General features: G+C 65.8%; 17 protein-coding genes, 1 tRNA gene and 1 other RNA gene. 7 read left to right on the top strand and 12 right to left on the bottom strand.

Features of this window, described 5'->3' with window-relative positions:
- Positions 1-565: 565 nt before the first annotated feature.
- Positions 566-3,730, top strand: coding sequence for a S8 family peptidase (locus tag ASG77_RS18990; RefSeq protein ID WP_442854256.1), 3,165 nt, complete (start codon positions 566-568; stop codon positions 3,728-3,730).
- Positions 3,731-3,811: 81 nt separating this feature from the next.
- On the opposite strand, the gene ASG77_RS18985 is transcribed toward ASG77_RS18990, so the two are convergent.
- The 4 genes from ASG77_RS18985 to ASG77_RS18970 are packed head-to-tail and all read right to left on the bottom strand — an operon-like array spanning position 3,812 to position 6,182.
- Complete coding sequence (locus tag ASG77_RS18985) at positions 3,812-4,165, bottom strand: hypothetical protein (protein WP_056348591.1); 354 nt, start codon at positions 4,163-4,165, stop codon at positions 3,812-3,814.
- Entirely contained in the window at positions 4,162-5,094 is a 933-nt protein-coding gene (locus ASG77_RS18980) for a 3-methyladenine DNA glycosylase (RefSeq protein WP_200950811.1), read from the bottom strand. Before ASG77_RS18980 ends, ASG77_RS18985 begins: the two co-directional genes overlap by 4 nt.
- Positions 5,072-5,659: an SSI family serine proteinase inhibitor gene (locus ASG77_RS18975; RefSeq protein WP_056348585.1), complete on the bottom strand. Its 588-nt coding sequence runs from the start codon at positions 5,657-5,659 to the stop codon at positions 5,072-5,074. Before ASG77_RS18975 ends, ASG77_RS18980 begins: the two co-directional genes overlap by 23 nt.
- Positions 5,660-5,699: 40 nt before the next feature.
- On the bottom strand, positions 5,700-6,182 hold the full coding sequence (locus ASG77_RS18970; RefSeq protein WP_056348582.1) for a MarR family winged helix-turn-helix transcriptional regulator: 483 nt from the start codon (positions 6,180-6,182) through the stop codon (positions 5,700-5,702).
- An 81-nt stretch (positions 6,183-6,263) separates the two neighbouring features.
- On the opposite strand from ASG77_RS18970, the gene ASG77_RS18965 reads away from it, so the two are divergent.
- Both ASG77_RS18965 and ASG77_RS18960 read left to right on the top strand, forming a co-directional pair.
- Positions 6,264-6,506 (top strand): hypothetical protein, encoded by a 243-nt coding sequence (locus ASG77_RS18965; protein ID WP_056348579.1) that lies wholly within the window; start codon positions 6,264-6,266, stop codon positions 6,504-6,506.
- A 131-nt stretch (positions 6,507-6,637) separates the two neighbouring features.
- Entirely contained in the window at positions 6,638-6,853 is a 216-nt protein-coding gene (locus ASG77_RS18960) for a hypothetical protein (protein ID WP_056348576.1), read from the top strand.
- Between the two features lie 91 nt (positions 6,854-6,944).
- Here ASG77_RS18960 and ASG77_RS18955 read toward each other — a convergent pair whose 3' ends face one another.
- A complete protein-coding gene (locus ASG77_RS18955) occupies positions 6,945-8,303 on the bottom strand; it encodes an aspartate kinase (protein WP_056348572.1) in 1,359 nt (452 codons plus the stop codon).
- Between the two features lie 215 nt (positions 8,304-8,518).
- On the opposite strand from ASG77_RS18955, the gene ASG77_RS18950 reads away from it, so the two are divergent.
- The gene (locus ASG77_RS18950) at positions 8,519-9,490 is read left to right on the top strand and encodes an ABC transporter ATP-binding protein (RefSeq protein ID WP_056348570.1); all 972 of its coding nucleotides are present in this window, start codon (positions 8,519-8,521) and stop codon (positions 9,488-9,490) included.
- A complete protein-coding gene (locus tag ASG77_RS18945; protein WP_056348567.1) occupies positions 9,487-10,638 on the top strand; it encodes an ABC transporter permease in 1,152 nt (383 codons plus the stop codon). The genes ASG77_RS18950 and ASG77_RS18945 overlap by 4 nt, the downstream gene beginning before the upstream one ends.
- Before the next feature lie 112 nt (positions 10,639-10,750).
- Here ASG77_RS18945 and recR read toward each other — a convergent pair whose 3' ends face one another.
- The 6 genes from recR to ASG77_RS22730 form a co-directional block, all read right to left on the bottom strand.
- Positions 10,751-11,350 carry a recombination mediator RecR gene (gene recR, locus ASG77_RS18940; protein WP_056348564.1) on the bottom strand — a complete coding sequence of 200 codons (600 nt, stop codon included), beginning with the start codon at positions 11,348-11,350 and terminating at the stop codon, positions 10,751-10,753.
- A 63-nt stretch (positions 11,351-11,413) separates the two neighbouring features.
- The gene (locus tag ASG77_RS18935) at positions 11,414-14,794 is read right to left on the bottom strand and encodes a DNA polymerase III subunit gamma and tau (protein ID WP_082576156.1); all 3,381 of its coding nucleotides are present in this window, start codon (positions 14,792-14,794) and stop codon (positions 11,414-11,416) included.
- A gap of 66 nt (positions 14,795-14,860) precedes the next feature.
- Positions 14,861-14,957, bottom strand: an RNA gene (gene ffs / locus ASG77_RS21560) — signal recognition particle sRNA small type.
- Positions 14,958-15,077: 120 nt separating this feature from the next.
- A complete protein-coding gene (locus ASG77_RS18930) occupies positions 15,078-15,404 on the bottom strand; it encodes a hypothetical protein (RefSeq protein ID WP_056348559.1) in 327 nt (108 codons plus the stop codon).
- Positions 15,405-15,495: 91 nt separating this feature from the next.
- Positions 15,496-15,648, bottom strand: a complete 153-nt coding sequence (locus ASG77_RS22865; protein ID WP_268760677.1) for a hypothetical protein — start codon at positions 15,646-15,648, stop codon at positions 15,496-15,498.
- Positions 15,649-15,691: 43 nt separating this feature from the next.
- Positions 15,692-15,913, bottom strand: coding sequence for a M28 family peptidase (locus ASG77_RS22730; RefSeq protein WP_056348557.1), 222 nt, complete (start codon positions 15,911-15,913; stop codon positions 15,692-15,694).
- 414 nt (positions 15,914-16,327) lie between these two features.
- On the opposite strand from ASG77_RS22730, the gene ASG77_RS18920 reads away from it, so the two are divergent.
- Positions 16,328-16,415: transfer RNA gene (locus ASG77_RS18920), tRNA-Ser, on the top strand.
- A gap of 103 nt (positions 16,416-16,518) precedes the next feature.
- On the opposite strand, the gene ASG77_RS18915 is transcribed toward ASG77_RS18920, so the two are convergent.
- A complete protein-coding gene (locus ASG77_RS18915) occupies positions 16,519-17,436 on the bottom strand; it encodes an oxygenase MpaB family protein (RefSeq protein ID WP_056348552.1) in 918 nt (305 codons plus the stop codon).
- A 165-nt stretch (positions 17,437-17,601) separates the two neighbouring features.
- Here ASG77_RS18915 and ASG77_RS22300 point away from each other — a divergent pair, with 165 nt between their 5' ends.
- Positions 17,602-18,981, top strand: a complete 1,380-nt coding sequence (locus ASG77_RS22300; protein WP_235564672.1) for a M23 family metallopeptidase — start codon at positions 17,602-17,604, stop codon at positions 18,979-18,981.
- Positions 18,982-19,040 lie beyond the last annotated feature (59 nt).

Below are 19,040 nucleotides of genomic sequence, written 5' to 3'. Positions count from 1 at the left end.
CCGTTCGACCTCGGCACGCAGGACAAGTACCGCAACGGCCAGAAGGTGACCCAGAAGGGTCTCGACTATGGCCAGTGGTACTACGTGTACCTGAAACAAGAAGAGCTACCGGATCGGCTGGATTTTCCCCACCACCGACAACACGGTGGAGTTCATCCTGCCCTCAGGTGTGCAGAGCGGCCGCGACGGCGTGGTGGTGCTGGACAAGGACGGCAAGCAGGTCTCCTTCGACCGCCTGCAGGTGACGCCCAAGGGTTGAGCCAGGTGATTTCCTGGCACCAAAGAAGACCTCCGCGCCGAGCTGGACTTTTCCAAAGTCCGGCCCGCGTGGGGGTCTTTCCTTTGTGCCTTCACGGGCCCGCCTTGTGGCTGCAGGATTGACCTATACACCTGATGTGTCCTATGTCATATTCAGCTCTCAGTCTGTACTGTTTGTAACGGCTGGTCACAGCATTACAAAATCTGTAATGTCGTGTGCCGTTCCCAGCTGCTCCAGACCGGCAACGTGGCCGGCCGTTCCTCGTGAAAGGTGTAGTCGCTCGTGAAATCAACTGGAAAAAGCCCCATTCGGGGCGGGGGACTCCGGAAAGCAGCGGCATTGGCCGTGGGCTTGCCGCTGCTCCTTTCGTCGATAGCGATGAGCCCCGCTACCGCGGCGCCCGCTGAAGCAAACACGGCAGTTGCCTCAAAGAAGATCAACCCCAGCGACTACCCAGCGGGCCGCTACATTGTGGTCCTGGCCGAGAAGCCGGCGGCCACCTACGACGGCGGGACTCCCGGACTCGCAGCGACGAAGCCCCAGAACGGCCGCAAGCTTGACGCCGACCGGCCCGAAGTCCAGCAGTACCAGGCGCATCTTGAGGGCAGGCAGAACGCTGTGGCCGGGTCCGAAAGCGTCCGGATCAAGCGCCAGTACACGGCTGCCATCAACGGGTTCTCGGCCGATTTGACCGCCGACCAGGCCGCCAAGCTCGCCAAGGACCCGGCCGTCCTCATGGTGGCACCGGACACGGAGAACGCGCCGGATTACTCCACTACAGACTTCCTTGGGCTCAGCGGTGAAAACGGCATCTGGAAGACTGTCTTCGGCGGGCAGGAGAATGCCGGCAAAGGCGTCGTAGTTGGCGTTATTGACTCCGGCTACACCCCCTCCAACGCGTTCTTCGCCGGGGAAGACGTGCAACCACTCGCCGGCCAGGCCCAAGTGGGCGCCCCGTACCGCACCGCGGACGGCAACATCGCCATGCTCAAGTCCGACGGCGACACCTTCGTCGGAGAGTGCCAGAAGGGCCAGGGAACCGGCGCGGCGTTTGACGGCAGTGCCTGCAACTCCAAAGTCCTGAGTGCCCGCTACTTCGCTGACGACTACATGGCGTACGTGGCGCCGGAGAACCGCGCGCCCGAAGAACTGATTTCGCCTGTGGATGTGGGAAGCCACGGGACGCACACTGCCAGCACCGCAGCGGGCAACGCGAACGTCCGGGCCAACCTTGGTGCAACCGATATGGGCATCACCAGCGGCGTGGCGCCGGCGGCAAAGATCTCCGTCTACAAGGTCTGCTGGGAGGACGACAACCCAGCCACCGGCGGGTGCTACAGCTCCGCCTCCGTGGCCGCGATCAATCAAGCCATCCTGGACGGCGTGGATGTGCTCAACTACTCCATCTCCGGCAGCACCTCAACCACCACGGACCCGGTTTCGCTGGCCTTCCTTTCCGCGGCGTCCGCCGGAATCTTTGTTGCCGCATCCGCCGGAAACTCGGGACCCACGGCAAGCACCGTGAACCACGGCGCTCCGTGGCTGACCACAGTGGCCGCAAGCTCCTTCTCCACGGAGTTGCAGGGAACCGTCGAATTTGAGGACGGCAGCAAGTACCGCGGCGCCAGTCTTATGTCCGCTCCCGTTCCTGCGAGCAACGTTGTGCTGGCGGCAAGTGCCGCAGCCGCCGGCGCAGCAAACCCGGAACTGTGCGCACCCAATGCGCTGGATCCCGCCAAGGTGACAGGGAAGATTGTTGTCTGCGACCGCGGGGTGGTGGACCGCGTAGCCAAGAGCGCCGAGGTGCAGCGCGCCGGCGGCATCGGCATGATTCTGGTCAACTTAACCACCTCCTCCGAGGACCTTGACCGCCACGCAGTCCCCACAGTGCACGTGAATCCGCCGGCCACGGAGCAGATCAAGGACAAGATCATCGCCAACCCCGGCATCAAGGTCTCCCTGGTGAACACGGACACCACCGGCCTTCCGGCCGCGCCGCAGCCGCAGATCGCCGGCTTCTCTTCCCGGGGCCCGTTGCTCGCTACCGGCTCAGACTTGCTCAAGCCTGACGTAGCGGCCCCGGGTGTGGCAGTGCTGGCAGGTGTGTCGCCCATCGGTTCCGGCGGCGACCAGTTCGGCATGATGTCCGGGACGTCGATGGCCGCGCCGCACGTGGCCGGATTTGGCGCCTTGATTCTGGCCAAGAACCCCACATGGTCTCCGGCCACCGTCAAGTCAGCCATGATGACCACGGCAGCTGATATCAAGAACGCAGACGGCAGCCGGAACGGTGACGTGTTCGCCACCGGCGCTGGCCAGGTGGACATTGCGCGGGTCCTGGATCCCGGCCTGGTCTACGACAATTCAGAGGACGACTACCTGAAGTTCATTCAGGGAACGGGCCTGGACCTGGGCATTCCGGATCTCGGAACAACCGCACCGCGGGATATGAATGTTGCCTCGTTCGCGCTGGGGGCACTCACCGGCAAGACAGAGGTCACTCGGACTGTCACCGCGCTGACCCCGGGCGTTTACCGGGCCAAGGCCAGCGTTCCTGGCGTCAAGGTGACGGTCACGCCGTCGATCCTTAGCTTCAAGGCTGCCGGCGAGAAGCGCACCTTCAAGGTCAAGTTCGAGAACACCAGCGCTGCCCTGGGGCAGTTTGCCATGGGCAACCTCATCTGGCAGGGTGCCGGCAAGAATGTGGCATCGCCGGTGGCCGTCCGCCCGCAGTCGGTGGTGGCACCGGCAAACCTGGCGTTTACCTCGGAAGGAGGCCAGGGGCAGGGTGACATTCCGGTGGTTTCGGGCACCCACGCGCCCGTGAACATCACCTTGGACGGCCTGTCCAAGGCTGACTCTTCGGCCATCGAACTGGTGCCAGGGCCGCTGGCACTGGATACGGACGCGTCCAACTTCGCCAAGGAGGTCACCGTTCCGGCAGGATCGCCGCTGGCAAAGTTCTCCGTCTTTTCCTCGGACGAGGCCGCCGACTTCGACATGGTGGTCTTCAACCCGGCGGGACAGGCCCTGCTGGCCCAGACGGCCTCTGCCAGTGAATCAATTTCGGTTCCGAACCCGGCTCCAGGCGTGTACACGATCTTTGTGAACCTCTATGCAAGCCCCAATGGGCAGCCCACGAAGGCGTCCGTGGACGCTGCGGTGCTGGGAGCCAACGTGGGAAATGCCACGGTGACCCCCAATCCGCTGCGGCTCGGGAACGGCCAGTCGGGCATTCTGAAGCTCCAGTGGAAGGATCTGGCTGAAGGCTCGTATATCGGCCGGGTGACGTTCGCCGGTTCGAGCGCGCCCACCTTCGTCTCTGTGGTTGTCACACCAGGCAGTGCTTTGGTGGTCCCTGCTGATGAAACTGCCGGTGACGCTGCCAGCGACAAGAAGGACAAGGTCAAAAAGGAAAAGAAGAAGCAGGAGGTTCCGGAGTTCTCCGGAAACCGCAACATGGATCTCTAGTCCTTCAGCAACGGCATGGGAACGCCGCCGGACCGCTTCGTTCCGGCGGCGTTCCCGTTTTGCGGCGGCTGCCGCCGATGGTCAGATTTCGCCGCGGGAACCAGTTGTCCCGCCGAGCAGGGGAGCCATGGCGCGCCAGCGGGAGATTTCACAGCCATCGGTTCGCCGGAAAGTCACACTGACGGGACGGCCGTTGATGGAGCCCGTCACAACGGCCACCTGCGGCCCGCCGTATTGCTGCGTGCAGAGTTTCGGGGGGCCCGGTTTGGGAAAGAAGATGTCCTCACCGAAGCGTTCCATCGCTGACAACGCTGCTGCGGGCTCGGGCACGGTGCAACCGTCGGCAGGGCGGCCATCGCGGACTATCAGCCGGAACTCGTACTCGGGGGAGTCGGGGTCTTCCGTGACCCTGATGGTCAGCTCGAGGTCCTTCATGCCGTCCCCGCAGTTCGAAGCGGTGCCAAGGCCTCCGCCAGGCGCCCTCGGAGCGCAGCAGCCTCACCGGCGAAGGCGCGCTGATGCTCAACGTAGGCTGCTTTGCCTTCCCAGGTTTCGATCCGAATGGGCGGGTAACCCCACTCCGCGAGGTCGTAGGGGGAGGCCTGCATGTCCATGGCCCGGATCCGCCAGGACAGTTCGAAGCAATCCATGACCAGTTCGCTGGGAAGCGCGGGCAGCAGCTTGTACGCCCACTTGTAGAGGTCCATGTTGGCGTGCAGGCAGCCCGGCTGTTCCATGTGCCGCTGGTTTTCGCGGCTGGGCGCCAGTTCGTTCAGCGCAATCGCGTCGGGCGTGTAGAAGCGGAAGGCGTCGAAGTGTGAGCACCGGATCCGGTTGTCCTCCACCACTTTGTCCGTGCCGGCGGAACCCAGCCTCAGTTGCAGGTATTCATGGCGCAGGTCGAATTTGTCCTGGCGGTAGACCATGGCCCATTCGTGCAGCCCGAAGCAGCCGAACTGCGCGGGCCGGGCAGCGGTGCCGCGAAGAATGATGTCCGCGAAGGCCACAGCCTCGTGCCGGTCGGCCAGGAACCGGGCGCGGTCAAATGTCACGGCAGGGGTTCCTGGCGGCAGCCCTAGGGAGGCGAGTTCGCCGTCGTCGAGCGTTTTGTAGTGCTTCCAGCCCATGCGGGCGGACGCCGCTTCAGCGGTCAGTACGACGCCGGCTCCCGGGTGCCAGCGCAGCAGCTGGCCAGGCTTCTGGGTGTAGTAGGTGAAAAGAAAGTCCTCCACCGGGTGCTTCCGACCTGCCGAGCGGCGGGCAAGGTAGGGATCCGAGTAACGGCGGACGCGTTGGGCGTGCGCTTCTTCGCGGGCACGCCAGGCATCGGCCGTCAGCAGGCTACGTTGCTCCACCGCTGGCACCCAGGACGTCCTGGGCTGCGTTCCAGGCGCCGATTTCGCAGCCGTTGGTGCGCGCAAACGTGGCATCCACGGGAGTATCGTCCACAATCCCGGTGACCGTGGCGGTCTGCGGGCCGCCGTATTGTTCGGTGCAGGCCACGTCTTTGCTCTTGGGGGCCGGGCTGAGGAGCGCAGCGTTGTTCTTGAGGGCAGCGCACGCAGCCTCCGGCCTTGGGTGCTTGCTCTCAGCCGTGGGGAGGCCGTCGCGGCAGACCAGCGTGTAGTTCACCGCCGCTTCGGTGGGGGAGGGCCTGACCATAATGGCAAGCTCGGCGTTGCCGGCGCCGGGGCCTGCCGTCGGGGCCGGGGGCGCGGAAGGGGACGGCGCAGGGACGGTGGTCTCGGTGTCCGGAGCGGGGGACCCGGAGGTGCCCGGGCCGGCGGAGGGGCTGGTTGTGGGGCTGGCTGTGGGGCTGGCTGTGGGGCTGGCGGATGAAGTCCCGGTCCCGTCGGGCGGGCCCGTACACGCGGCGAGCAAGGCAACGGCGAGGACCGCCAGCAATGGCCGTACTGTTCGCAAACGCATGGACCCTCCTAGGTTGCTGCCATTTTACGCCTTGCCGCATTTACTCCCCGAACGGTTGCCCGTTGGATCCGGCGGTAGCGGCGATGAGCCCCATCATGGATTTGTGCAGCGCGCCCACCTGCTCACGGGTCAGGCCCAGGCGTTCCATCATGGTGCCCGGGACGGCAATGGCCTGCTGACGCAGCGCGGCGCCGGCCAGGGTCAGGCCCACTGCGAGGGTGCGTTCGTTTCCGTCCATCCGCTGGCGGGTGACAAAGCCGGCCTCCTCCAGCCGCCGAAGAAGCGGTGAGATGGTGGCCGGGGCCTGCGCCAGGGCTTCACTGATGCTGCGCAGCGTGCGGGGTGCTGATTCCCACAGGCACAGCATCACAAGGTACTGCGGGTGGGTGAGTCCGAGCCTTTCGAGGACGGGCTTGTAGGCGCCCACCACGCTTCTGGATGCCACGGTGAGGGCAAAACAGAGCTGTTGCTCCAGGAGGAGGTCATCGTCCTGCTGCCGCGCAGCGCCGGCCCGTACCGTCATCACATTCCTCCAATAGTTAGTGCACTAATTGTTAGCGTACACTGGAGCAGGTAATTGGGTTCTATCGAAGGGGTCACTTTCATGGGCAAAGGCAAGTCAGCCGACAAGGGCAACGCATCCCAGCGGTTCATGCGCGCAACCGGCAGGCTCAGGGCAATTTTCGGCCCGGCCAACCGCAGTTCCCTGGTGCATGACATGACCGAAGAGAACCGGGCACTCCTGGCTCAGCGCGAGCGGGAGACCCAGCAATGGGAAACCGTCACCCGCGCGGACGGCAGCACCTATGTTGTGCCCAGGAACCCGGGCGACCAGTCCCTCCGCTGACCCTCGCCCGGCCTCCCATCAGGCCGAACCTCACCGGGCCCTTTTTGTGGCTGCGGGCGTAAAATAAGGGCACTGTCTCCACAAGGAGGCTGCGGCTCTTTCGCCCGCAACGCGGGAAGGGGGTGGAAACAATGGGACATGCGCTCACCGGTTTTATGCACGCGACCGACAAGCTCCGTTTTGTCTTCGGGCCGGCAACGCGTCTGGACACGGATTCGCCCGTGGTCCACAAGCATGATGACTTCGAGCAGGCCTCTGATGAGGACCTTTCCCACTTCGTCGTGGAAACCGATTCCGAAGGTCATCACTATGCCGTGCGCCGCGAAGAATTGGACAAGCAGGGCTGAGCTGCCCGCTTTTGCCCAAAAGAGAAAATGTTCTGGTGGCCGGCAGAACCGGCCTCCAGAACATCCTTTTGATCGTGCAGCAGGCTGAGGGCTAGCGCCCGGTGCCGCCGTAGACGGTTGCCTCGTCCTCGCTGTCCAGGTCGAAGGCCTTGTGGATTGCCCGGACGGCGTCATCGAGGAGATCGGCGTGTGTCACCACGGAGATCCGGATTTCCGAGGTGGAGATCATGTTGATGTTGATCCCGGCATCGGACAGGGCCTTGAAGAACGTCGCGGAGACGCCCGGGTGTGACCGCATGCCGGCCCCGATCAGGGACAGTTTGCCGATCTGTTCGTTGTATTCGATGTTCTCGAACCCGATGTCCGACTGCGCGGCCTTGAGCGCTTCCAGGGCCTCCGCGCCTTCGACGATGGGGAGCGTGAAGGAAATATCCGTCCGGCCCGTGCCGTGCGTGGAAACGTTCTGCACGATCATGTCGATGTTCGAGTGGGCGTCGGCAATGACCTGGAAGATCGCGGCCGCCTTGCCGGGGATGTCCGGTACACCCACCACAGTGACTTTGGCTTCGGAACGGTCGTGTGCAACGCCGGAGATGATTGGCTGCTCCAAGGCAACTCCCTCTTGAGTGGTGATCTTGTCTTCGGCGCTGGGGATGACCCAGGTGCCTTCGTTCTGGCTGAATGAGGACCGGACATGCAACGGCACACCGAACCGGCGCGCATATTCAACGCAGCGCAGGTGCAGGATCTTCGCACCGGACGCCGCGAGTTCCAGCATTTCCTCGCTGGAAATGGTGTCGATTTTCTGGGCGGAAGGCACCACGCGGGGATCCGCCGTATAGATGCCGTCAACGTCTGTGTAGATCTCGCAGACATCGGCGTCGAGTGCGGCCGCAAGCGCGACGGCGGTGGTGTCCGAGCCGCCGCGGCCCAGGGTGGTGATCTCGTTGGTGCTACGGCTCATGCCCTGAAAGCCGGCGACGATCGCGATGTGCCCCTTGTCCAGGGCCGTGCGGATGCGGTGCGGATCGACGTCGATAATGCGCGCCTTGCCGTGGATGCCGTCCGTGATCATGCCGGCCTGCGAGCCGGTGAAGGACTGTGCTGAGGCGCCGAACTTGTTGATGGCCATGGCCAGCAGGGCCATGGAGATCCTCTCGCCGGCGGAGAGGAGCATGTCCATCTCGCGGGCGGGGGCGGAGTCGGTCACCTGGGCGGCGAGGTCCAGCAGCTCGTCGGTGGTGTCGCCCATGGCCGAAACGACCACCACCACTTCGTTGCCGGCCCGCTGCGCGTCGACCACGCGCTTGGCGACCCGCTTGACGCCCTCGGCATCCGACACGGAGGAGCCGCCGAACTTCTGCACAATCAGCTGTTTGGTCACGGCAGTGCCTTCGGGCAGCTCCTGTGGCTGCGTTGCTGTGTGCACTTCGGAAGTGGGCGTACTCATGCGCGTACCTTCACTGGATCAATCGGAGTTCTGGAGGTCAGGCACGGCCTTGCGGCTGGACGGCGTGACGTGTCAGCCCAGTTTATCGCCGCCTGCGGCCGGACGTGGAATTGTGTCCAAATCTCAGCCTTCCGGCGGATACGGTGCCCGTCGGCTCAGGCGTACGCTCAAATAGTCAATATGCATGAACGGCTTGGGGGACAGGTGCTCGGGAAATGACAGAAAACTGGGACAAAATAGGGATTCCGGCCGGGCTGGAAAGCCCGCGCCAGAACGGCATCAGCGCCACCGCGGTGAGCCGCAGCTTCGGGCAGGTGCACGCCGTCGAACACATGGACTTCCATGCTCCGGCGGGCAAGGTCACCGCGCTGATCGGTCCCAACGGGGCCGGTAAAACCACGCTGTTGCTGATGTTGGCATCGCTGTTGGCGCCGGATTCCGGCACTGTCACAGTGGACGGGCTGGATCCGCAGCACCACCGCGCGGAAGTGCGCAAACGGATTGGCTGGATGCCGGACACCCTGGGCGTGTGGGAGTCCCTGACCGCCCGTGAGATTCTTACCCAGATAGCCCGCTTCTACCAGCTGCCCAAGGCCGGAATCCCGCAGCGCGTCACCGGGATGCTGGACAGGGTCCGCCTGAGCGACCTTGCAGACCAGCCGGCGCGTGTCCTGTCTCGCGGGCAGCAGCAGCGCCTCAGCCTGGCCCGCGCACTGATCCACGATCCGTCCGTGCTGCTGCTCGATGAGCCGGCGTCCGGCCTGGACCCGGGATCGCGGGTGGAGCTGCGCGTGATGCTGCGGCAGCTGGCGGCGGAGGGGAAGTCCATTGTGGTCTCCTCCCACGTGCTCAGCGAGCTGGACGAAATTGCCGACGCCGCGGTGTTCGTCAACCAGGGGAAGACGGTCCGGCACCAGACCACGGATGAGGCTGCCGCCTCCGGCAGGCGGTACGCCATCTCGGCAACGGACGGTGCAGCGCTCGCTGCCAAACTCACGGAAATTGGCTTGGCGTTCCGGGTTGAGGACGGCCGCCGGCCGGCCGTCAGCCTGGTGTTGCTGAACGACGACGACGCCGCCCGCCTCCTGCGCGACCTGGTGCTGGCCGGCGTCGGGGTCAGCTCCTTTGCCCCCGCCTCGGGTGCCCTGGAAGAGACTTACATGAACCTTGAGGGGGAGCGGCGATGAGCCAGTTGACAGATACAACGCGGCGCCCGGCGGCCTCCGGCTTTGGTGCCGGCTACGTTGCCGGCATCCGGGATGTGGTGGTCCTGGAACTCAAACAGCGGCTCCGGTCCCGCGGCTGGTACATCATGCTGGCGATCTGGTTCATCCTGACGGGTCTGGTGACCTGGCTGACGTGGGCCAGCTGGAATGCCCAGCGTGAAGCCCAGCAGGCATACTCGAACTTCATGCCGCCGGACACCGGACCGGGGTCCATGATCTTCGAAGTGGTCCTGGCCTTTGTCCTCCTCTTCGCGTTGCTGGTGGCGCCCGCACTGTCTGCCAATGCCGTCAACGGCGACCGCGCCGGCGGGACCCTGGCCATCCTTCAGGTGACCCTGCTCCGTCCCGGACAGATCCTGTGGGGCAAGTTCTTCGCCGCGTGGGCCGCCGCCCTGGCGTTCCTGGTTGCCAGCACGCCGTTCCTGGTCATCGGAGTGGCCCTCGGCGGCATGACGCCCGGCCATGTCATCGTGGCCCTGCTGATGCTGGCTGTTGAAGTCGGCGTGGTGTGTGCCATCGGCGTCGGAATTTCTGCGCTGGCGGGGCGCCCGCTGTTCTCGATCGTGGTCACGTACCTTGCCGTGGCCGGGCTGGTTTTCGGTTCCCTGATTGCCTTTGGCCTGGGCACCGGGCTCTCGCAGGGCACCATCATGGCCAACCAGGCGCAGTACCGCAACTACGAACCGCTGCAGCCGGTACCCGACGAAACAGCGCCGCAGGAACCGGAGTACACCTGCTCCGGACCGCTGCGCGCCCAGCCGGCCGTTCGCACCGAAAGGGTGGCGTGGATGCTGGCCATGAACCCTTACGTGGTGGTGGCCGATGCCATCCCCTATACGGTCCGCGTCAACAGTGGCCTCGGAATGTCATCCCCGGTGGGCGCCATCGAATCCATCAGCCAGGGTGCGCGCTACGCCATGGCCGGTCCGGAGGGCACCTACCCCTGCGCCAACGGGGAGGCCAAGCCGCAGTACCTGGCGCAGTCCACTCCCTTGTGGCCGCTCGGGCTCGGCCTGCAGCTACTGCTTGCCGGGCTGCTGATGTGGTTGGGCTGGCGCTCGCTGCGAACTCCGGCGCACAGGCTGGCACGCGGAACCCGGATCGCCTAAAGCCGCTGGCCCGACGACGCCCCTTACCCGGCCGCCTGAACCCAGGCCAGGCCGGGTAGGGGCGCCTCTCGGCTTAGACCGGTCGGTCTGATCGGGTCAGGGGCAAGTCCGCTCAGGTCAGGGCGTTGCGGCGGCCTTCGAATGCGCGGCCCAGGGTGACCTCATCGGCGTACTCAAGATCGCCGCCCACGGGCAGGCCGGAGGCCAGCCTGGTCACCACGATGCCGATTGTCTTCAGCATCCTGGCCAGGTAAGTGGCCGTTGCTTCGCCTTCGAGGTTGGGATCGGTCGCGATAATGACTTCCTGGATGGCGCCGTCGTTCAGCCGTGTCAGGAGTTCCCGGATCCGCAGTTGCTCGGGCCCGACGCCGGCAATGGGGTTGATGGCTCCGCCCAGCACGTGATAGCGGCCGCGGAAGGAGCGGGTGCGCTCCACGGCGAGGACGTCCTTGGACTCCTCCACCACACAAATGACTGACGGGTCCCGCCGGGGATCGCGGCAGATGTTGCACAGTTCCTGCTCGGTGACGTTGCCGCATACCGTGCAGAACTTCACGCGTTCCTTCACCATGGTGATGGCTTCCACGAGTCGTTTCATGTCCTGGGGGTCCGCTTCGAGGATGTGGAAGGCAAGCCGCTGGGCGGATTTGGGACCGACACCGGGAAGCCGTCCGAGCTCGTCAATCAGCTCCTGGACTGCACCTTCGTACACGTTTTCCTCTTTTGGTTTGGCTTGGGTAGTGATTGGAGTTGCGGGAGCACACGCGGCACGTGCCTAGAACCCCGAAACGATGGGGCTGCCGTCCGGGGACCGTTCCTCGATCAGCTTTCCGCCCAGAATACGCTCGACGGCGGCGCGTCCAAAGACGCCGGACTCCTCGATGGTTTCATCGTCCGCGCTCGGTATGTCCTGGACGTAGGTGGCGGCGGCAGCCCTGGCCGGAGCCTTGGCGCGCCCGGCTTCGGCCTCGGGGCTATTGGACAGGCGCTGGTAAAGACTCTGCCGGGCGGCAGCAGCAGACTCGGAGGTTGCCGGTGCCGGCTGCAGGGGCGCGGCTGCTGGAGCAGTCGATGCCATGGCGTACTCGCGGACTTCAGCCGGTTCGGGAACCACTGCTTCCCCCGCCGGGACTGCCGGGGCTGCCGGTGGTTGGCCGGTTGGCGCCGGGCTAGGGGGCGCTGCGGTTTCTGGTGCGGGACTTTCTGGTGCAGGACTTGCTTGTGCGGCCGGTTGCTGCGCAGCGACGCCGGAGGTTGCGGCGGCGGCCACGGGCGGCAAGCCCCAGCTGGCGTCGGCCTCGGACTGGCTAACGACAGGTGACGTCTGAGGGATCTGGGCAGTGGCCGGCTCGTAGCTGGGCGCGGGCGTGGCGCTCGCGACCTCTTCAGGGACGGGCGTGTTCAGGCTTTTGCCAACATTGGGTTCGCTGCCAACCACCCATACGCCCGGCGCCTGCTCGACGGCGCGGCCCCACGGATCCAGTGCAGCATCGGGCTGTGACGGAGCAGCGGCCGATGCAGCGGCAGAAGGCCTGGCCGCCGGGGAGGTTTTTGCTGCTGCAGCCTTTGGGGTACTTCGAGCAGGCCGCTTGGCGGGTGCGGCCGCCGAAGGTTCAGGCTGTGAATGTGACCGCCGTGGCGCAGCTGGAGCCGACGGATCCCAGTCCATGGGGGGTTCCTCATCCAGCGGCGGAGCATCTTCGTCGCGCGGCGGGCCCCAGTCGTCATCGGAGTAGGCGTACGAGCCGGCAGCGGCATCAGACTCAGCCGGCTCGGACTGACGCTGGGCGGCCGGTACCTGGGCGGACGCACTGCCCGCTGGCGCGCTGACCGCACCGGAGTGCGGGGTGGTCTCCGCAGGAGCTGCTGGGTATATGGAAGGTGCAGCAGCGGCAGGGGGCGCAGATGGTGCAGTAGTGGCAGGACGCACGGCCGGTTCAGGAGCGCGCGTAACGGGGGAGGGGGCAGGGGAAGGTGCGGGCGCGGTGGCATGGGCGACAGTGGTGGAAACGGCGCTGGCAGGGGCCAGGCCCCACGCGACATCGGCTGAACTGGCCGGAGCTTCCGGGCTGGCTTCCGGACTAGCGGGTGCTTTTGGGTTTGGTTCAGCGCTCGCTGCACTGTTGGCGCCGCCGGCGACTGCGGTGATCTGGCAGTCGATGCCCACCGTCTTGTGGATCGCCTGCCGCAGGTTCTCAGCGTGGTCAGCCCGGCCAAAGGCGCCTGCCAACCCGGTGGTGCTGAACGACAGCGTCAGGACCTGGCCGTCGAAGGCACCTACCTGGGAGTTCGGCTCAACCAGGGCCCACGTGCTGCGCTTGATCTTGGAGAGTGTCTGCAGAACTTCCGGCCAGGCACGGCGCAGGACTTCGACGTCGCCTGTCCCGGCGGCCCCAGTGCTTGCCGCGCCAGTTCCTGTCGCACCTGTCGGTGCAGCAGTGGCAGGGGCATGGCCAACCGAAGCGGGCGCAGCCGGGGCAGGTGCAGCGGTGGCGGGGGCCGTGACAGCGTCGGTGCTTGCCGGCGGGGTGGCCGGGGAAACTGCGCGGGCGGCGTCTGCCCCGGTCTCTTGGGTGGGCTGACCGGATGCCTGCGGTGTGGGAGCGTGCCGCCTGCCTGTGGACTCGTCAACCGGCCAGTCGTTGGTGCTGACCCTGGGCGGCGTCAGCGACGGCCTGGTCTGTTCAGCTCCGGATACCTGTGGCCGGGCCGACTCGGGACCGGCCGCGGCGGGCGCTGAAGGCTGCTGCGCAGCAACCGGCGCCCTAGCAACTTGCGGTGCCGCGGCCGGCACTGAAGCAACCGGAAGTGCCGCAGCAGGCGCCTCAGAAACGACTGGCGCAGAAAGTGGTTGTACGGAAGCTGCTGGTACGGAAACGGGTGCAGCAGGAGCCGGTGTTGCCGCTGCCGGCACCGCGGAAACCGCAGCGGGTGCAGCCGAAACCCCAGCGCCCGCCGGAGCGGGAGCGCCGACGTCGTTCCCGGCGTAATTCAGGCGCCGCTCCACCCGCTCGATCCGGGCAGCGATGCCGCGTTCCGTCTGTTCCGAACTGGGGAGCAGGATGCGGGCGCAGAGAAGCTCAAGGTGCAGGCGCGGAGAAGTGGCGCCGGTCATCTCGGTCAGCGCAGTGTTGGTGACATCAGCGGCGCGCGAGAGCTCGGAAGCCCCGAGGTTGTGCGCCTGGTTCTGGAGCCGGGCGATCTGGTCCGCAGGCATGCCGCGGAGGATGACATGGGCGCTTTCGGGCATGGCCTGGACGATGATGAGGTCGCGGAAGCGCTCCAGCAGGTCCTCGACGAAGCGGCGGGGATCGTGGCCGGTCTGCACCACACGGTCCACAGCCCGGAAAACCGTGGCGGCATCTGAGGCGGCCACAGCTTCCACCACGTCATCCAGCAGCGATGCGTGGGTGTAGCCGAGGAGGGCTACGGCCAGTTCGTAGTCTAGGCCGTTGGGTCCGGCGCCGGCCATCAGCTGGTCCAGCACGGACAGGGAATCGCGGACGGAACCGCCGCCGGCCCGGACCACCAAGGACAGGACGCCGGGTGCCACGGGAACGTTTTCCTGGTTGCAGAGCAGCTCCAGATAGGCCATCAGCGGCTCCGGTGGCACAAGCCGGAAAGGGTAGTGGTGTGTGCGGGAGCGGATGGTGCCGATGACCTTGTCCGGCTCCGTGGTGGCGAAGATGAACTTGATGTGCTCGGGCGGCTCTTCAACAATCTTCAGCAGGGCGTTGAACCCGGCCGAGGTGACCATGTGGGCCTCATCGATGATGAAGATCTTGTAGCGGTCGCGGACCGGAGCGTACGTTGCCCGCTCGCGGAGGTCCCTGGCGTCGTCCACGCCACCATGGCTGGCGGCGTCAATCTCGATGACGTCCAGGGAGCCTGAGCCGCCGCGGGCCAGTTCAATGCAGCTGGGGCACGTACCGCAGGGGGTGTCCGTAGGGCCTTGGGCGCAATTGAGGCAGCGGGCCAGGATGCGGGCGGAGGTGGTCTTTCCGCAACCGCGTGGGCCGGAGAAGAGGTAGGCATGATTGACGCGGTTTTTCCGCAGTGCCGTCATCAGCGGCTCCGTGACGTGTTCCTGCCCGATAACGTCAGCGAAAGAGTCCGGGCGGTATCTGCGGTAAAGGGCGGTGGTAGTAACAGTCACGGGAAAACCCTACCAATCCGGGCTGACAATCAGGATCCCTCGCGGGCGGCCGCCCTGTTGGGGAATAGTAAAGACCCCCCATGCACCCGCCAGAGCCCGTTTACCCTTGCTACCTTCCGGTCCTGGGGGAGTTCAACAGGATGACGCCACATGAGGGGCCGCAGACAAGTTTACCCGAAGATTCAGGAAGGTCCGGACGGCCCGTTCCGGGGCCTGCCACCATCGGAATATGTTGACAAGCGGACCCCGGCCGCGAAAGCCGGCGCAAAGGCCCGGGAACCAGCTAGCGCCGCCACCCGTTCACCGGCCAGCTCATGAACGCCGGCTCCTCGTAGGGGTGCGCGGCGCGCAGGGCCCGCACCACGCCGTCGAGCATCTCCTCCTCCACCACGCACTCGATGCGGGTTTCGGGCACCAGCTCCCCGGCCCCCACAGCCCCGATGAACGGCTCGGCGCCGGGCAAGGCAGTGAAACGCCCCGCGCCCGGAGAAGTGAAGGAACAGTGCGAATAGTTCCCGATCCGGCCTGCGCCGGCGTCGCCGATGGCATGCAGAACCGCATCGGCATGCGTCTGGGGAACGTACACGACGAGGGCATTCAGCTGGGTCATGGCAACATCCTGCCAGCGAATGGGCGCCGAGGGCGGATCGCTTCTTCCCACGCAGGGGTGGAAAGAAGCGATCGGCGATGGCGTCCGCCATCTACTCCAGGACCGTTGCGTCGAGATTGGTGATGTCGTCGCATGCCTGGTGGTAGCACGGGTCATAGGCAACGCCTGCGGTGCCACCAAAGATGGCCGCCTGAGCATCCGTCTTGATGCCCTCGGCGCCGGTGAACAGACCACCCGCGGGGATGCCATTGGTGATGAAACCGGAGTAGTCCGAGCGTCCGTCAAACTCAGTGGGCTCCGGGGGCCCGCAGTACCCAACGGCTTGCCGTCGCCGTCGTAAACGAAACGAAACGGACCGGGTTGGGCGAGGCGACCATGTCGAAGTTGAGGTTGAGCGCGTGATACTTAAGGTCGGTCTTGCTCAGCTGCGCGACGTAGTGGTCGGAGCCAACCAGGCCGTCGTCCTCGCCGCTCCACCATGCGAAGCGGACGCGGTTCTGCGGGGGCACTCCGGTAGCGCTGAACGAACTCTCCGGTAGTTACGTCGTGAAGGGGTGCCAGGTAAGGATCCTGTCCAAGGCCGTCCGCCTGGGCGGCGTGGACGGGGGAGTCGTGGCTGGCTGGCCCGCCGTCGGGCGCTTTGTCTCGCCGTTTCATTGCTTATCCGGCGGGTAGGGCCGATCATGGATATGTACACCGATTGGGGCAATCTCAAGATTGTGAGCTGCGGGGCCTGGCTGGAGGGCCGGACCCGGCAGCTCAACGGCGTATCGGAGGAATGGGCGCATTGGGGGCGTCCATTTTTACGTTAACCAGCCAAATGGAGTCCGGGTTGTGTGGCCGCGGTAACAGTCCGACGGGCCAATTGGGCGATGGCGGAATGTTCAGGTAGTCTAGTATCTGCTTTTGATTCGAAAGCAGCTGGAGAATTCGCCTAGCGGCCTATGGCGCACGCCTGGAACGCGTGTTGGGTTAACGCCCTCGGGGGTTCAAATCCCCCATTCTCCGCCAGCCAAAAACCCGGTTCTGACCTCGTCAGGGCCGGGTTTTTGCTGTCCTCCAGCCAATCGTTGACCCATGGCTGGAGCCCAGCTGCCCACCCCGGCTGCCCAGGTCACGTGGCCGCGTGGCCCAGGCGGCGGAGGCGCTCCCGGGCCGCTTGTTCGCTGGGTCCAGGCCCGCGTCCAAGGGCAAGATGTACGACGCCGAGAGTCACCTTCGTTGCCAGCCTCACGGGGAGCGGGAACGGCCCCAGTCGGGGGACCTGAAGCCCCAGCATGCGGCGGTACTTCGGCTCAAGGCTATAGACGGCGCCGGCGAAGATGATCCGGTAGCCGGGGCGCAGCAGCGGATGCAGTGGCGGGTTGCGGATGAACTCAACGGTCTCGGCAACCCTGCTGTCCGCCACCAGCTCACCGTTGTTATACCAGGTGTCCAGTTGCTCCCGCATTTCGGCCTCGCTCAGGGGCGGATCCTCCACGCCCATCAGCCGTCCGGCCTGGGCCCACTCGCGGACATAGGCGTCGGGGCCGCCGGGGATCCCGGCACCCCAGATTTTGTGGGCCGAGAGGAAAGCGTCCACGAACGCGATGTGGACCCAGCGGGCGAGTTCCGGATCGCTGGCCGAGTAGCTCCGCTCGCCGCCTTTCCCGTCACCGTACGTCCCCTGTACAGGCTCGTGCAGCCGACGGACCCTGGCGGAAGCCTCGTCGGCGGCGGCCTGTGGGCCATAGGTGACGGTGAAGATCCAGCGGATGGTCCGGGCCAGCCGGCTGAGCGGATCTGCGCGGAAGTCGGAGTGCTCGTGGATTCCTGCCAGCGCCCCGGGGTGCAAGGCCTGCATCAGGAGCGCGCGGACCCCAGCCACAATGGTGGCCATGGAGCCGTGCACCGCCCAGACGGCCGAGCCGGGAAGGTGATAACCGGCGTCGTCCCCTTCGGCCAGCCGCGGAACCCAAGCGGGCTGACCGTCAGTGCTACCGGTGAATACCCGCTTGATTTCGCTCTGCCATTCCCTGAGGAAATTTCGCATGTCACTATTCTCGCCCAGAAGCCACGGGCACGGTTCCGAGGGCTGATCCACATAATGTCCGCAGCGGTACCTGCACCGGGGTTCACAGGCCCGGGTCTTTGTGGTCCCATGAGATGGTAAGTCCGTCTGGATCCGGGGTCTGGCGGGCCAACCCGGGAGTAACGAGTGGGCAATCATCGGGGATCCGGGCGGGAGAAGGAGCCCGCGGGCGGCTGCGCCATAGCCGTGCGCGTGCTGGCCGCCAGCGCCGTTGTTGCCGCGTCACTCATCGCCGTCGGCCTTCCTGGATCCTCCCCCGTTGAACCCCGCCCGGCAGCTTCGCCGGCGGGTGCCGGACATGTTGGCATGCCTGAGCTGGCCGGTGCGTTCCTGGCGGACAGCCGGGCCTTGGTTCCGTTTAACCGCACACTGGTCAGGACGATCGCCAAGGGCGGGAGCGCTCCGCTCAACGTGGCCGCCACCGGGCTCACCCGCCCCCCGGAGGGGTCCCTCATGGCGCCCCTTGAGCTCCTCACTTCAAGCTCTTCATTCGGGTACAGGGTCAGTCCGATCACCGGTGCGGGCGGCGATTTCCACCTGGGCCAGGACTTCGCTGCAGGCTGCGGCACCAGGGTTTATTCGGCCGACGCCGGCGTGGTCCGGGCCGCCGGTTGGCACCCCTGGGGCGGCGGCAACCGCGTGGAACTAGACCACGGCAACGGGCTGATCACCACGTACAACCACTTGGAGGCTGTGGCGGTCCGGACGGGGGACTCTGTGCAGGTGGGCCAGGTCATTGCCCGTGTGGGAACCACGGGATGGTCCACCGGCTGCCATCTGCATTTCGAAACCATCCTCAACGGCAAGCACACCAGCCCGCTGAACTGGACACTTCTGCGCATTCGTCAGTTGGACGAGCTCGAGGACATAGCCATGGTCAGCTATGAGGCCAAGCCCATGGACGTCGGCGCGCAACGCTGGGCCATCCCGGTCGCCGAGGACAACAGCCACAGGGTCCTGGGCGGCGAAGAGGAACTGTCCGAACCGCCGCCGGTGGAGGGACCAGTGACAACGTCGGAACCGCCGGACGAGGCACCCACGGATGAGCCGTCGTCGGACGCTACCTCCCCTGAATCCGCATCGCCGGACCCGACTGCGACCGAAACGGCGACAGAAACAGCGACGGAAACAGCCACTTCGACGGCATCGCCCTCCCCAACGCCTTCCACGCCCCGGGCAACGCGGACGCCGACGGGAACGTCAAGCGCCACGCCGACGACGACGTCACCCACCCCCACGGGCACCTCGCCTACCGCCACGGGCACTTCGCCTGCGCCGACGACGAGCGCGTCGCCGTCTCCGACGCCCACTGTCTCCAGGTCGTGGCCGTTCAGGCCTACCTCGCGCCTGACGCCGACGCCGGCGCCAGCGGTGGAGCCAACAGCAACATCGAGCAGCGGGTCTTCAGCCGAAACAGCGTCGCCCTCGCCTTCGGCTTCTACGACAGCTACAACCACCGCCACGCCTACCAACACCGCAACATGGTCCGAGTCGGCGGGACCCTGACAGAGAACTCCCAGACTGCACCCGTACCCTTGATGGCTGGCAACGAATCACCTGCATGA

The organism is Arthrobacter sp. Soil762, from assembly GCF_001428335.1.
In the GTDB taxonomy this organism is placed as follows: Bacteria; Actinomycetota; Actinomycetes; order Actinomycetales; family Micrococcaceae; genus Arthrobacter.
Note: the sequence above shows the minus strand (reverse complement) of the source record. Positions and strands in the feature narration are given on the sequence as shown.

Excerpts from the sequence above, each read along its gene's own strand:
- ASG77_RS18985 (WP_056348591.1), bottom strand. The coding sequence starts at position 4,165 with ATGAAGGACCTCGAGCTGACCATCAGGGTCACGGAAGACCCCGACTCC.
- ASG77_RS18975 (WP_056348585.1), bottom strand. The coding sequence starts at position 5,659 with ATGCGTTTGCGAACAGTACGGCCATTGCTGGCGGTCCTCGCCGTTGCC.
- ASG77_RS18970 (WP_056348582.1), bottom strand. The coding sequence starts at position 6,182 with ATGACGGTACGGGCCGGCGCTGCGCGGCAGCAGGACGATGACCTCCTC.
- ASG77_RS18965 (WP_056348579.1), top strand. The coding sequence starts at position 6,264 with ATGGGCAAAGGCAAGTCAGCCGACAAGGGCAACGCATCCCAGCGGTTC.
- ASG77_RS18960 (WP_056348576.1), top strand. The coding sequence starts at position 6,638 with ATGGGACATGCGCTCACCGGTTTTATGCACGCGACCGACAAGCTCCGT.
- ASG77_RS18955 (WP_056348572.1), bottom strand. The coding sequence starts at position 8,303 with ATGAGTACGCCCACTTCCGAAGTGCACACAGCAACGCAGCCACAGGAG.
- ASG77_RS18950 (WP_056348570.1), top strand. The coding sequence starts at position 8,519 with ATGACAGAAAACTGGGACAAAATAGGGATTCCGGCCGGGCTGGAAAGC.
- ASG77_RS18945 (WP_056348567.1), top strand. The coding sequence starts at position 9,487 with ATGAGCCAGTTGACAGATACAACGCGGCGCCCGGCGGCCTCCGGCTTT.
- ASG77_RS18930 (WP_056348559.1), bottom strand. The coding sequence starts at position 15,404 with ATGACCCAGCTGAATGCCCTCGTCGTGTACGTTCCCCAGACGCATGCC.
- ASG77_RS18915 (WP_056348552.1), bottom strand. The coding sequence starts at position 17,436 with ATGCGAAATTTCCTCAGGGAATGGCAGAGCGAAATCAAGCGGGTATTC.